This window comes from Bacillus sp. FSL R9-9497, from assembly GCF_038005805.1.
Lineage (GTDB): Bacteria > Bacillota > Bacilli > Bacillales > Bacillaceae_G > Bacillus_A > Bacillus_A cereus.
The window spans coordinates 4,467,558-4,481,607 of sequence record NZ_JBBOTY010000001.1; the positions used below are offsets into that span (position 1 = coordinate 4,467,558).

Sequence of the window (14,050 nt, forward strand, 5' to 3'; positions counted from 1 at the left end):
TCACTTCCTTATTTTGCGTCGTACCAAGTTGGACCGTAAGAATAATCAACTTTCAGCGGAACTGCGAGTTCAATTGCATGCTCCATTACTTCAGGTACAAGCTTCTCTAATTTTTCAATTTCTTCTTTTGGCGCTTCAAATATCAATTCATCGTGTACTTGCAGAAGAAGACGTGCTTGTAATCCTTCTTCTTCTAAACGATCCGCCATAATAATCATCGCTTTTTTAATAATATCTGCGGCAGTACCTTGAATTGGTGTATTCATCGCTGTACGCTCAGCGAAGCTACGTAAATTGAAATTACGACTCGTAATTTCTGGAATATAACGGCGACGATTTAATAATGTAGCCACATATCCTTTTTGTTTCGCATCTTTTACGATGTCCTCCATGTATTCTTGTACACCAGGGAAACTTTCTAAATACTTTTCAATAAATTCCGCTGCTGCTTTTCTTGTAATTCCTAAGTTTTGTGAAAGACCATAATCACTAATACCATATACAATTCCGAAGTTAACAGCTTTCGCTTGTCGTCTCATATTTGAAGTTACTTCATCTTTTTCAACGCCAAATACATCCATAGCTGTTTTCGTATGAATATCCATATCATGTTGGAATGCTTCAACTAGCCCTTTATCATTCGCAATATGAGCTAATACACGCAGTTCGATTTGTGAATAATCAGCCGCATACATAATCCATCCTTCTTCTGACGGAACAAATGCCTGACGAATCTTTCTTCCTTCTTCTAATCGAATCGGGATATTTTGCAAGTTCGGATCCGTTGAACTTAATCGACCTGTTTGCGTTAACACTTGATTAAAGCGAGTATGAATTTTAGATGAATCTTCATGTACAACTTTCAGTAAACCTTCAATGTAAGTTGAATTTAGTTTTCCTAATTGACGATAATGTAAAATATTTGGAATAATTTCATGGTGATTCATAAGCTTATCTAGTACATCAGCTGACGTAGAATAACCTGTTTTCGTCTTTTTAATAACCGGCAAGTTTAAGTTCTCAAACAGAATAACACCAAGCTGCTTCGGTGAATTAATATTAAATTCTGTTCCCGCAAGCTTATAAATTTCCTGTTCCATTTCCTTTAATCTACCCGCAAGTTCTTCTCCCATATTACGAAGACGCTCTGTATCAACTTTTACACCCTTTACTTCCATATCAGCTAATACACGTGCAAGCGGCAATTCTAACTCTGTAAACAGTTCATATTGCTCATTCTTCTTTAACTCTTCAACGAATGTTTGCTTTACATCATATAATACATGCACTTTACGAGCCACATGCTCCGCTACTACCTCTAACTTTGGAACAGCACGCTTCGCACCTTTTCCGTAAACTTCTTCATCAGATTTCACAGCATGCGTTTCTTTCATTTTCGCTACAGTACGGAAGTCTTTATCCGTATCAGCTGGATCAAGTAAATAAGCAGCGATTAATAGATCAAAGTCAATCCCTTGCATATCTATCCCATTCCATTTCAGTGCAACGATTGCACGCTTCGCATCAAATGTATGCTTTCTCATTTCTCCATCTGCAAGCCACTCTTTAAAAGCATCTGACTTAAGAGCAATGTCTGTCTGAATAAAGTAACATCCATTTTCATTTTGAATACCGAAACCTTGAATGTCTGCTTTATGATAGTTATCTTCTTGTACTTCAACGATAAGCGCACTATCTTGCTGAAGCATTTCTTCTGTAACTTCTTCCACAATATCAAATGTAATATCATCTAATTCAGCTGGAGCAGTTTCTTCTGGCGTAACGCCTAATTTATTTAAAAGAGATGTAAATCCTAAACTCTCGAACATTGGAATGACATCACTTGCTTCATATCCTTTATACGCCATATCATCCACATGAACTGTAATCGGCGCATCTGTAATAATAGTTGCAAGATCCTTACTCATAAGAGCTTGTTCTTTATTTTCTTCCAGTTTTTCTTTTAATTTCTTCCCACTTACTTGATCTATATTTTCATACACCGCTTCAACCGTTCCAAACTGTGTTAACAATTTAATTGCCGTTTTTTCACCAACTCCTGGTACACCCGGTATATTATCTGACTGGTCTCCCATTAAACCTTTCATATCGATAATTTGCTTTGGTGATAAGCTGTATTTTTCAAATAAAGCTTCTTTCGTATATTCATCCACTTCTGTAATCCCTTTTCGCGGAATACATACAAGCGTGTTATCAGAAACAAGTTGAAGTAAATCTTTATCTCCTGAAATAACTTTTACACTTGCCCCTTGCTCACTCGCTTCTTTCGCTAACGTTCCCATGATGTCATCCGCTTCATAATTTTCTAATTCATAACGCGGTACATTGAACGCATCCAGCATCTCCCGAATAAACGGGAACTGCTCTGATAATTCAGGTGGAGTCTTTTGACGCCCTCCTTTATACTCACTATACGTTTTATGACGGAACGTTGTTTTGCCTGCATCAAACGCCACTAACATATGAGTTGGCTTTTCTTCCTCTAATATTCTCATTAACATCATTGTAAAACCGTAAATTGCGTTCGTATGTATACCTTTGTCGTTATTTAAAAGCGGTAGTGCAAAGAAAGCACGATACGCGATATTATTACCATCTACTAATACGACCTTTTTTTCCAAAATTAAAACCTCCCCATACAAATTTGAAATGATTTTTTTCACAGAAAAAAACCGTTCCTTTCCTCTCTCTATATTAACATGACTAATAGAGAGAAGAAAAATAACGGCTATTTTCTTTCATATATAAAACAGACTTATATTGGCATAAAGGGAAGTGACGAGAACAGCTTAACTATTCTCGTCCAAAATTACTCCTTGGATGAAGGGGTTTTCATGTATTATATTAACAGAGCTTTATTAATATTTAATTAAGCCATTGTTAATATATTGTAAACATCCTTCATCCTATTTTTCAGTTGCTGATTTCGGTAAAACAACTGTAAACGTTGTCCCTTCTCCAACTTCACTATCTACTGTAATCGTACCTTGATGCGCCTCAACTAAATGCTTTACGATCGACAATCCAAGGCCGGTACCACCAGTATTTCTACTTCTTGCTTTATCCACCCGGTAGAAACGTTCAAAAATACGCGGAATTTCCTCTTTACTAATACCAATCCCAGTATCCGATACTTTTATATAAGCATTATATTTATCTTCCGCTAACTCTACTGAAACAACGCCTCCAGCCGGTGTATATACGATTGCGTTATTAATTAAATTAATAAAGATTTGTTTCAAACGACTTGGATCTCCAATAACAGAGGCACGTTTTAATACATTCACTTGTAAAGAGATTTCTTTTTCTCCTGCTTTATTATCAAGCACCATATGAATATCTTCAAGCAGCCCCTTCATGTCAACGGTTCCCATATTTAATTTAAATCCTTGTTGTTCGATCTTCGACAAATCTAATAAATCTTCAATTAATCCTTGCATGCGCTCACTTTCTTTTAAAATAATGTGCAAGAAATGTTCGCAGAATTTTTTATTATCCATCGCTCCGTCTAAGAGTGTTTCTGAAAAACCTTTAATAGAAGTAATCGGTGTCTTTAATTCATGAGAAACATTCGCTAAAAAGTCTTTTCTCATTTGTTCTAATTTCTTTAACTCTGTTATGTCATGGAATACGAGAACAATCCCTTTCCATTCATGGTTTGTCCCGATAATAGGCGCTCCATATACTTCGAAATGCTTCCGTTCAATTCCAAGTGGTAATAACATTTGTTTACGCACTTTCACTTCTGTCATAAAGATTTCTTCTACAAGCTCAATAATTTCTGTATGATGAAACGATTCATAATATAAGCGATCTAAATATTCTTCATCTGTTACGTGGAAAGTTTCCTTATAAGAGCGGTTTACAAGGTTTATATATCCTCGGCTATCAATTAAAATCATTCCGCTTCCCATATTTTCAATTAACGTATGCAGACGATCTTGCTGCATTTCTTGTTCAAGTGTCATCTCTTGTAAATTTCGTGCTAAAATATTAATCGCTTTACTCAGCATTCCTGTTTCATCCGAATGACTTTCGTATGCACGTGCTTTATAATTACCCTTTGCCAATTCAATTGCAACTTTCGTAACCGATTCAATTGGCCTAATATATTGCCCTGTAATTTTCATACCTAAAAATACAACTACGAGACAAGCAATGACAAATCCGATAATTAATAATCCCCACGTTTTTTGATGTACGTCTCTTAAAGGATCAATTATACTTTTCACCAAAATGTATCCTTGTTTTCCTTCTACATCTTGAACGAACACCGCATGATAAAATTCATTCTTTCGATCCGTTTCTTTCGTAATTACTTTACTTCGTTGTTTTGCCACTTCCGAAGAAAGTTCTTTAATCGTCTCTGGACTAAATGCCAATTCTTGTCCTTTTCTATATTGAACTTTCTTTTTTTCATCCAAAAATACGATAGAAGCTGGTATTTTTTCTTCTAACTTTTCAAATACGTATGGATTTTTTAAGACATTATTAAAACCTTGCTCTTCTGCTAACGTCGCAACATACTCCGTCTCTTTTACCATTCTCTCTTTAGCATGATCTATATAGTAGTTTTCAAACACAGTTTCTAGTAATAAACCTAGTCCAACTAAAATAAATACAATAAGAGAAACAAATGTAAAAAGAAGCCTGGAACGAAATTTATTCATTCCCTTTTGGCTCCTCTAATTTATATCCTAAACCACGTATCGTTTTAATGTACGTCGGTTTTTTCGTATTTTGTTCAATTTTATCGCGCAAATGGCTAATATGAACATCAACAATTCGTGTATCACCAGCAAAATCATAATTCCATACAGCACTTAATAATTGATCACGTGTCAACACGCGACTTTTATTTTTCGCAAGATACACAAGTAGTTCAAATTCTTTTGGTGTTAATTCAAGCTTTCTTCCTTGGAAATAAGCCTCATAAAACTCCGGTAAAATTTTAAGTTCTGCAATTGTAATGCTATCTTCATCTGGCGCTTCTGCAACTTGTTCTTCTTGTTGTAATTTCGTGCGGCGCAAAATTGCCTTCACACGAGCAACAACTTCTCTTGGACTAAATGGTTTCGTCATATAATCATCTGCCCCAAGTTCAAGGCCTAGCACCTTATCAAACTCATCATCTTTTGCCGTTAACATTAAAATCGGCGTCATAACGCGCTGCAATCGTAATTCTTTACACACTTCCATACCATCCATTTTCGGAAGCATTAAATCTAATATAATTAAATCTGGGCGTTCTGTTGTCGCTTTTTGAAGCGCCATTTCTCCATCCATCGCTGTTATAACTTCAAACCCAGCTTGTTGTAAATTAAATTCGATTAAAGTTAAGATAAATTCCTCATCATCAACTACTAAAATACGATTGTTCATTCTTTTCCTCCAAGTTATAGACTTGAAACCTTCTTCATCCTAGTATTTTCCCCGTTATTCTCATCATACTAGAAAACAAGGTCCCTCTCAATATAATTGTCTATTCATGGAGATCGTTTGTGTAGAATTGAGAAAATAGACTTAATTACGCTTCACCTGCAACTACACAGGATTTTGCCAAATTTTATAGATTGCTCTCTCTTCGTTAAAGCTCACTTCCGTATGAACTATAAAGTGAAACTTTAATCAGTGGGGGGTGTTCATTCCCCACTGATTATTAGTTGAATCAATCGGGCTTTTACGGGCAGTTGATTCCCCACCTAACTTCTTTGCTTTCGCTGAATTTTGAGGTGGGATCTTACTGCCCGTTAATGCGGGATAAAATCTTGATTTTGCGCTAAGAACAACGAAAGAGCATACGCTATTTTATAATCTGGTGTTTCATATCCATCAAACACTCTCCCGTACATTTCATTCACAAACCCGTCTGCCCACACTTCAGCTTCTCTTACCGTTTCAAAGATCACTCTTCTCTTTTCCACCTCACCTAAAAAACCACTCCTTTAATTGACTTCAATTACCGATAATAATATTATTAATCTTAATATATAAATTAATAATATTCGGAGGTCTATTATGCGACTAATACTATCCATTCTATCTTTAGCAGTCACATGTATCCTTGCTTTTAACGCTCCTAGCTGGGATACGATTAAAACGGGTTGCTCAGAATTTGCTGAAGGGTTCAAAGAAGGGTTTTTCAACTAAAAATAGCGCTAGCATCCCTATTAAAGGGATGCTAGCGCTATTTTTATTTTCATCTTTTAAAAGTTATCTAATGCTTTTTCCATAATGGAAACAGATTTATAAGGTGGCGTTACTGTTAATGAACCCTTTACAACAGTTTCTCCTTTTTCATCATGAGCAGATACAAGCATATCAATTGTATGTTCCTCCTCAGAAACAGCCACAACTTCAAAGTGGATTTGTAACGTTTCATAATGGTGAACATGTTTCACGAATGTAAGGTCCTTTCTCGTAATATGACTTCCTGGACCCGGTAAATATTTCGTAACCGCCGTTGTAATCATTCCCGTTAGCATAATGCTTGGTACAATCGGCTTTTCATACGGAGTTTGGGATGCGTAATCATGCTGAATATATAATGGATTGGCATCATTCGTTAACCCTAAGTACAATAACAAATCTTTATCCTCAATTTTTTCAGTGATAGATAATTTCTCTCCTACTGTAATTTCATCCATTTTACGACCAATTTGAACTTTTTTCTTTAACATGTTACAACCCCCTCCGATTTTTTCACCTTATTATCCTACTAAAAGCGATACCTTATCCGAAATTTACTATGATGAGGGCAATATATAGTATAAATCTACAGTTTCATTATAGGATATTACAAATGATAGCGTTTTCATATTATTTCAAAAAAACAATTCGGTAAATAGTAGAAAAAGATTCGGAATCCCGAATCTTTTTCACTACTATTCAATTATTAAACAAGAACTTTCATTACGTTACGTACAGATTCTACAGAGCGATCTAACGCTTCTTTTTCATCTGCAAGAAGTTCTAATTCAATAATTTTTTCAATTCCGTTACCACCTAGAATTACTGGTACCCCTAAGTAAAGGTCACTATAACCATACTCACCTTCAAGGTACGCAATAGCCGGTAATACACGGCGTTGATCTTTTAAGATTGCTTCTGTCATTTCAACTAAAGAAGCTGCTGGTGCGTAATATGCACTACCGTTTCCTAATAAGCCTACAATCTCACCGCCACCTTTACGTGTACGTTCTACGATTGCTTCTAAACGCTCTTTCGGAATTAACGTTTCTAACGGAATACCGCCTGCATAAGAATAACGCACAAGAGGTACCATGTCGTCACCGTGTCCACCAAGAACAAATCCTGTAATATCTTTTACAGAAAGATTTAATTCTTGTGCGATGAATGTACGGAAACGAGCTGTATCTAATACACCCGATTGACCGATAACACGCTCTTTCGGGAATCCTGCTTCTTTAAATACAGAATATGTCATTGCATCAACTGGATTTGTTAACACAACAATAATTGCATTTGGTGAATGTTTTGCAATGTCGCGCGTAATACTTTTCATAATTTTAGAGTTTGTTGCTACTAAGTCATCACGGCTCATACCAGGCTTACGTGCAATACCTGCTGTAATAACGACAACGTCAGAATCAGCAGTATCTGCGTAATCAGATGTTCCAATAATGTTAGCATCAAAACCTTGTACTGGGCTCGCTTCTAACATATCTAACGCTTTCCCTTTTGTTGGATTTTCCAGTTGTGGAATGTCCACTAATACAACATCTGCAAGTTCTTTTTGTGCTAATAAGAATGCCGTTGTTGCTCCTGTAAATCCTGCACCGATGACTGAAACCTTCTTGCGTTTGATTGTCATAATTTACCCCCCGCTTTAATTATGCGTTTTTGATTATCGCTACATCCATGTTTTTAATAAGTTCATTAGCGAACTCAGAACATTTCACTTCTGTTGCACCTTCCATTAAGCGTGCGAAATCATAAGTTACTACTTTTGAAGCAATTGTTTTCTCAACAGAAGCAGTTACTAATTTCGCAGCTTCGTTCCATCCTAAGTGTTCTAATAATAATACACCTGAAAGAAGAACAGAAGATGGGTTTACTTTATCTAAACCTGCATATTTTGGAGCTGTACCGTGTGTAGCTTCAAAGATAGCATGTCCAGTCACATAGTTAATGTTTGCACCAGGTGCAATACCAATTCCACCTACTTGTGCAGCAAGTGCATCAGAGATATAGTCACCATTTAAGTTCATTGTTGCAACAACATCGAACTCACGTGGACGAGTTAAAATTTGTTGTAAGAAGATGTCTGCAATAGAATCTTTTACGATGATTTTTCCAGCCACTTCAGCGTCTGCCATCGCTTTATTCGCTGCATCTTTACCATCTTTTTCAACAATACGATCGTATTCAGCCCAAGTAAATACTTTGTCGCCGAATTCTTGTTCCGCTACTTCATAACCCCAGTTTTTGAAAGCACCTTCTGTAAATTTCATAATGTTTCCTTTATGAACTAATGTAACAGAAGAGCGTTTTTCGTTAATTGCATATTGAATTGCAGCACGAACAAGACGCTTTGTCCCTTCTTCTGAGATCGGCTTAATACCAATACCAGATGTTTCTGGGAAGCGGATTTTATTAACACCCATTGCTTCTTTTAAGAAAGCAAGAACTTTTTCTGCTTCTGGAGACCCTTGTGCATATTCAATTCCAGCATAAATGTCTTCAGTATTTTCACGGAAAATAACCATATCAGTATCTTCCGGACGTTTTACAGGTGAAGGAACACCTTCAAAATAACGAACTGGACGTAGACATACATATAAATCTAATTCTTGACGAAGTGCTACGTTTAGAGAACGAATACCACCGCCAACTGGAGTTGTAAGTGGACCTTTAATCGCGATTAAATATTCACGAATTAAGTTTAAAGTTTCTTCAGGTAACCACTCGCCTGTTTGGTTGAATGCTTTTTCCCCTGCAAGCACTTCTTTCCAAACGATTTTCTTCTCACCATCATAAGCTTTTTCAACTGCTGCTTCTAGTACGCGAGATGCAGCTGCCCAAATATCAGGACCAATTCCATCTCCCTCGATAAATGGAATAATCGGATTGTTTGGTACATTCATAACACCATTAGTTACAGTAATTTTTTCACCTGTCGTCAATGTGATAACCCCCATGTTTGAAATTTCATATGTATGAAACTGAGGGAATAACCCCTCAGTTCAAACCGTTAGTCAAATTAAAATATTCTAATCATTACATCTTTCCGAAAAAATCAGACTTTTGAAAGCGTATTTTCACTATCAAAATAGTGTTATTCGCTTATCGTTGTGCAATGGGAACATACACTTGATGCGTTGGTCCATTATAATCAGCACGCGGACGAATTAAACGGTTGTTTTCATATTGTTCTAGAATATGAGCTAACCAGCCTGACATACGGCTAATTGCAAAAATAGGTGTAAATAAGTCATGGTCAATTCCTAAACAATGGTATACAGAAGCTGAATAGAAATCAACATTTGGTGGAAGACCTTTTTCTTTTGTTACAATGTCTTCAATTTTGATAGACATATTATACCATTTCTCTTCTCCTAAAAGCACGCATAATCTCTTAGACATTTCACGTAAGTGTTTTGCACGTGGATCACCCTGCTCATACACACGGTGGCCAAAGCCCATGATTTTCACTTTATTTTGAAGAGCATTATGAATATATGACTCTACATTTTCTTCTTCACCAATCTCAGTTAACATCTTCATTACATTTTCATTTGCCCCACCGTGAAGAGGACCTTTTAATGCACCGATTGCTGCTGTAATACCAGAATATACATCTGAAAGTGTAGCTACGCAAACACGTGCAGTAAATGTAGAAGCGTTTAACTCATGATCTGCATGAAGTACAAGCGCCTTATCAAAAGCTTCAATTTCAACTTCATTTGGCTCGCGATCATTTAACATGTACAAGAAGTTTGCAGCTAATGATAAATCCTTTCTTGGCTCAACAATATCTAAACCTTTACGGATTCTCGCGTAAGCAGCAACTAAAGTTCCGACTTGCGCCTGTAATTTAACCGCTTTCAAATAATTGGACTTTTCATCCATAATTTCAGCGCTCTCATCGTATAATGATAGCATGGAAATTGCAGTTCGTAAAACCGACATCGGATGTGCGATTTTTAAATCTACTTGTTTCAAATATGTTAAAATCTCATCTGGCACTTTATAGTATTCCGATATAGTCCCTTTAAATTTCTCTAGTTCTTGTTCGTTAGGAAGCTTACGATGCCATAATAAGTATACTACTTCTTCAAATGTAGCATTCTCCGCTAAATCATCAATATTATACCCAACATAAGTTAATGTATCATCAATAATAGAGCTCACAGATGATGTTGTTGCTACTACCCCTTCTAAACCTCGAATAACAGTCATGACATTCTCTCCTTTTCCTGAAAATTCTCCCAACCTTGCTCCTTATATCTATTTGCTTCCCTTTTGAATTATGAACGCCCGTTCACTCTTTAGGCAAGCAAAATGCACGATCATGCAAATTTGTTGCGATGTTCCCCTCTTATTGTCCATTGTTTACATGGAAAGCATGAGCGTGAATATCTCCCCGAATCCTCACGCTCAAAACAACAAGTTAGTGAGGAAAATACATTCCGAAGAGTTTTATGATAAAAACAACATAAAACAATATCATTATAAAATTGTTTTATGTTGTTTTTATTTTATCTGGTGTAAAGTCTCTGCTGTTATGTAACTTTTCAAAGTTTCTAATCCTATTATAAACAATTATCTGACTTTTGTGAACAGAAAGAATTCAAAAATTTTATATTACTATAAAATTCCTTATTTAAACATCTGTATAATACTCATAACCGCATAGGCAATTCCAGCCCCAATTAACGGACCAACAGCAACCCCATTAAATAGCGCAACCGCTATAATTGTCCCAAAAACAAGCGCAGTTGTAATGTGAGGATCCGTCGTCAACAATTGTACGCCGCCTTTCGCTAACAAAGCGACCGCTACACCTGAAGCTAAAGCAATCCACGCATAATAAGATTTCGCCGCTTCTCCAAGTTGTTTAAAACCTATTTCCCCTGTCGCAATCGGTACGAGCACCGCTATTGTAATGACCGTTACACCTAGGTTAATTCCTTTCGTTTGTAAATAAGGAAAGACCTTATCTCCTAAAAACGTAAACTTCAATAAAAATAACACACCAATAGCTACAGTAAGCGATTGGTTTTTAGCAATAAGTCCTATAATAAGTAGTATGAATAAAAATAACGTTGACTGACTAATCATGTTTGCACTTCCTTTCTGAAAATAATGAACTCATTTCCAAACAAAAATACCTTTAAACCTATCGTTATACATGCTATATCGATGCCTATTCAACATGAATCACTTCATTTTTTATGTATTTTAAAATGACAAACTGAGACTTTCACCATCAAAATTTAAGCATGTATACATTTTAAAAAACGGGCGTCTCTTCTTTCTTTTCTAATTAGAAACAGGTAAAATAAAAAGAAGAGAAAATGAAGTTTTTACCATATAGTAGAAGCATCAACACCAAGCTTTCACAGTCACTCACATACTGAAAAAGCAGGAAAAATCCATCATTCCACTATAACATAAAGTGAAACTTTAATCAGTGGGGCATTTTCCACTGATTATTAGTTGAACCAATCGGGCTTTTACGGGCAGTTTATCTCCAGCTAACTCCTTTGATCCAGCCGCACTTCGGGTAGGAGATTTACTGCCCGTTAATGCGGGGTAAAGTGAAACTTTAATCAGTGGAGCACACTCGTTATAAGTTGAACGAATTAGGATAATCCAAATTGGAATGGGAGGTATACATCTTTGAACCGAAACTTACTATATATGATATTGAGACTCATATTTGTCATTGTAGCAACGGTAGCTGGGTTCTATGTATTACTATACATGTCAGGGCTTATCTATCCTTTTATTATCGCTTTTGCATTTGCTTATTTGATTAATCCTGTCGTCAATTTCCTTAATCAAAAACTACAATTTCCTCGCGCACTAGCAGTACTCGTTAGCTTAATTCTCGTATTTGGAGCTATCGTTGGACTTGTTACATATCTTGTGACTGAAGCAATATCTGCCACAACATACTTACTACAACTTGTTACAGTAAAGTTTCCAGATATCGTTACATTCGCTCAGCAATTTGCACTTAATCATATTATGCCTCTCTACGATGATTTAATCTCTAAATTTAATCATCTTGGAGAACCACAGCGCTATACAATTACACAAAACATTCAAAACTTAGGAACAGAAGCAACAACACAAATGAAAGAACTTTTAACCGCCATTATAAGCGGGTTAACGAATTTCATTAGTGCACTGCCAACAACTTTAACTGTCCTTGTATTCATTTTATTAGCCACTTTCTTCATCAGTTACGATTGGCACCGTCTTGCTCAGAAAGCAAGAAAATTGCTACCGAATCGTGTACATGGCTATGGAAAAACTATTTTTGTCGACTTAAGAAAAGCTTTGTTTGGTTTTGTGAAAGCACAACTTACACTCGTATCTATGACAACCGTCATTGTACTAATCGGGCTTTTAATATTACGCGTACCATACGCCATTACTATTGCGATTATTACAGGAGTTGTAGATTTACTACCATATTTAGGAACAGGTGCAGTCTTTGTTCCATGGGTTATATACGTATTTTTCACTGGCGATACCGCATTCGCCATTGGTCTTCTCATTTTATACATCGTCGTGATTGTCCAAAGACAAATTATGGAGCCGAAAGTACTTTCATCTAACATCGGTCTCGATCCATTAGCAACACTCGTCGCTCTATTTGTCGGCTTTAAACTTTTTGGCTTTTTAGGATTAATCATCGGCCCAGTCACCTTAGTACTACTTAATACATTACACAAAGCTAATGTCTTCCATGACTTGTGGAAATATATTAAAGGTTCACCTTCAAAATAATAGTTTCTAATTCATACACAACAAAAAACTTACATGTAATCAGTGGGAAATTCCCACTGATTATTCCTTGTACTTATTTTTCATACTCATTACATAAAACAAGAGAATTGCACTCAAAAAAGATAATTCTCTTGTTTTTTTGCATAAAAAACGCATATTTCGTGGTATTTTTACATATTTATTCTATTTATTTTATAATTATTATTTACATTTATTACTTTTTATGTAAATGAATAATTATACAAAATAGCATAAAATAAGACTTCAACTAACAATCTCCGCCTTTTTATATGAATTTTTTACACCAATCGTTCCTTTATATAAGAAAGCAAAACTTTAATTTAGCAGCATTTCCCTCCATCTTATTCACCTAAATTAATAGCACTAAAAAATCACAAGTTTAATCGAAGCACAACAAGAGTTCAAACGAAAATTATATAGCAAATATAATGAGCAGACGTTTTGTTCATCCCCACTCATCATTCGCCCCACATCAGACACTTACGAGCAGCCCAATTTCGAGATAGAAATTCCACCCCACAAATAGCGTGGTAAAACAAAGCTTCAATTAGAAAGTCCCCCTCCTCTTACAAGACAAAAAATAGCACTTAGATTTCTACAATCTAAGTGCTATTTCTGAATAATAATAGTAGAGTTCTTTCTAAATTTCCATTCCATCCACTTCATAACAAGCGGCTTCAATAAAGCTCTCGTAATAGGGATCACGCAGATAAACCCTAGCACATCTGTCACATACCCAGGAAGCACTAAGAGAATACCTCCTACAAATACAAAAATACCATCTAGTACCGCCTCACCTGGCATTTCCCCTCTATTCAACTTAGATTGAATCTCTCCAAGCACTTTAAACCCTTGTCTTTTCGCCAAATACACACCTACAACACCTGTAAATACAATCATAGCGAACGTAGACCATAAACCTATTACATGACTTGATCCAATTAAGACCGTAATCTCAATCGCTGGTATTAAAATAAACAAGAATAGTAACCATTTCATAGTTCTACACCTCTCTCACATCTCA

General features: G+C 36.0%; 12 protein-coding genes. 2 read left to right on the forward strand and 10 right to left on the reverse strand.

What is annotated here, in order from left to right; translation table 11 throughout:
• Window positions 1–8 precede the first annotated feature (8 nt).
• The 4 genes from polA to MKY21_RS23050 form a co-directional block, all read right to left on the reverse strand.
• Window positions 9–2,642 carry a DNA polymerase I gene (gene polA, locus MKY21_RS23035; RefSeq protein WP_000412803.1) on the reverse strand — a complete coding sequence of 878 codons (2,634 nt, stop codon included), beginning with the start codon at window positions 2,640–2,642 and terminating at the stop codon, window positions 9–11.
• Between the two features lie 285 nt (window positions 2,643–2,927).
• Window positions 2,928–4,691 (reverse strand): sensory box histidine kinase PhoR, encoded by a 1,764-nt coding sequence (gene phoR / locus MKY21_RS23040; RefSeq protein WP_001032108.1) that lies wholly within the window; start codon window positions 4,689–4,691, stop codon window positions 2,928–2,930.
• Window positions 4,684–5,403: a two-component system response regulator PhoP gene (gene phoP / locus MKY21_RS23045; protein WP_001065220.1), complete on the reverse strand. Its 720-nt coding sequence runs from the start codon at window positions 5,401–5,403 to the stop codon at window positions 4,684–4,686. The genes phoR and phoP overlap by 8 nt, the downstream gene beginning before the upstream one ends.
• A gap of 368 nt (window positions 5,404–5,771) precedes the next feature.
• Complete coding sequence (locus MKY21_RS23050) at window positions 5,772–5,930, reverse strand: hypothetical protein (RefSeq protein WP_016118707.1); 159 nt, start codon at window positions 5,928–5,930, stop codon at window positions 5,772–5,774.
• Between the two features lie 109 nt (window positions 5,931–6,039).
• Here MKY21_RS23050 and MKY21_RS23055 point away from each other — a divergent pair, with 109 nt between their 5' ends.
• Window positions 6,040–6,171, forward strand: coding sequence for a hypothetical protein (locus tag MKY21_RS23055; RefSeq protein WP_001237022.1), 132 nt, complete (start codon window positions 6,040–6,042; stop codon window positions 6,169–6,171).
• A gap of 56 nt (window positions 6,172–6,227) precedes the next feature.
• On the opposite strand, the gene MKY21_RS23060 is transcribed toward MKY21_RS23055, so the two are convergent.
• From MKY21_RS23060 to MKY21_RS23080, 5 genes are all read right to left on the reverse strand, one after another.
• Window positions 6,228–6,701, reverse strand: coding sequence for a MaoC family dehydratase (locus MKY21_RS23060; protein ID WP_000914181.1), 474 nt, complete (start codon window positions 6,699–6,701; stop codon window positions 6,228–6,230).
• 215 nt (window positions 6,702–6,916) lie between these two features.
• Window positions 6,917–7,855 (reverse strand): malate dehydrogenase, encoded by a 939-nt coding sequence (gene mdh / locus MKY21_RS23065; RefSeq protein WP_000153232.1) that lies wholly within the window; start codon window positions 7,853–7,855, stop codon window positions 6,917–6,919.
• 19 nt (window positions 7,856–7,874) lie between these two features.
• Window positions 7,875–9,167, reverse strand: a complete 1,293-nt coding sequence (gene icd / locus MKY21_RS23070) for an NADP-dependent isocitrate dehydrogenase (protein WP_000206898.1) — start codon at window positions 9,165–9,167, stop codon at window positions 7,875–7,877.
• 160 nt (window positions 9,168–9,327) lie between these two features.
• Window positions 9,328–10,476 (reverse strand): citrate synthase, encoded by a 1,149-nt coding sequence (citZ, locus tag MKY21_RS23075; RefSeq protein WP_136986137.1) that lies wholly within the window; start codon window positions 10,474–10,476, stop codon window positions 9,328–9,330.
• Between the two features lie 387 nt (window positions 10,477–10,863).
• Entirely contained in the window at window positions 10,864–11,325 is a 462-nt protein-coding gene (locus tag MKY21_RS23080; RefSeq protein WP_000625507.1) for a DUF441 domain-containing protein, read from the reverse strand.
• A gap of 561 nt (window positions 11,326–11,886) precedes the next feature.
• Here MKY21_RS23080 and ytvI point away from each other — a divergent pair.
• Complete coding sequence (gene ytvI / locus MKY21_RS23085; protein WP_001081388.1) at window positions 11,887–13,005, forward strand: sporulation integral membrane protein YtvI; 1,119 nt, start codon at window positions 11,887–11,889, stop codon at window positions 13,003–13,005.
• A 630-nt stretch (window positions 13,006–13,635) separates the two neighbouring features.
• On the opposite strand, the gene MKY21_RS23090 is transcribed toward ytvI, so the two are convergent.
• Window positions 13,636–14,025, reverse strand: coding sequence for an FxsA family protein (locus MKY21_RS23090; RefSeq protein WP_000871631.1), 390 nt, complete (start codon window positions 14,023–14,025; stop codon window positions 13,636–13,638).
• Between the last annotated feature and the right edge of the window lie 25 nt (window positions 14,026–14,050).

Coding starts and splice junctions, on each gene's coding strand:
- phoR (WP_001032108.1), bottom strand. CDS start 4,691: ATGAATAAATTTCGTTCCAGGCTTCTTTTTACATTTGTTTCTCTTATT.
- phoP (WP_001065220.1), bottom strand. CDS start 5,403: ATGAACAATCGTATTTTAGTAGTTGATGATGAGGAATTTATCTTAACT.
- MKY21_RS23055 (WP_001237022.1), top strand. CDS start 6,040: ATGCGACTAATACTATCCATTCTATCTTTAGCAGTCACATGTATCCTT.
- MKY21_RS23060 (WP_000914181.1), bottom strand. CDS start 6,701: ATGTTAAAGAAAAAAGTTCAAATTGGTCGTAAAATGGATGAAATTACA.
- mdh (WP_000153232.1), bottom strand. CDS start 7,855: ATGACAATCAAACGCAAGAAGGTTTCAGTCATCGGTGCAGGATTTACA.
- MKY21_RS23080 (WP_000625507.1), bottom strand. CDS start 11,325: ATGATTAGTCAGTCAACGTTATTTTTATTCATACTACTTATTATAGGA.
- MKY21_RS23090 (WP_000871631.1), bottom strand. CDS start 14,025: ATGAAATGGTTACTATTCTTGTTTATTTTAATACCAGCGATTGAGATT.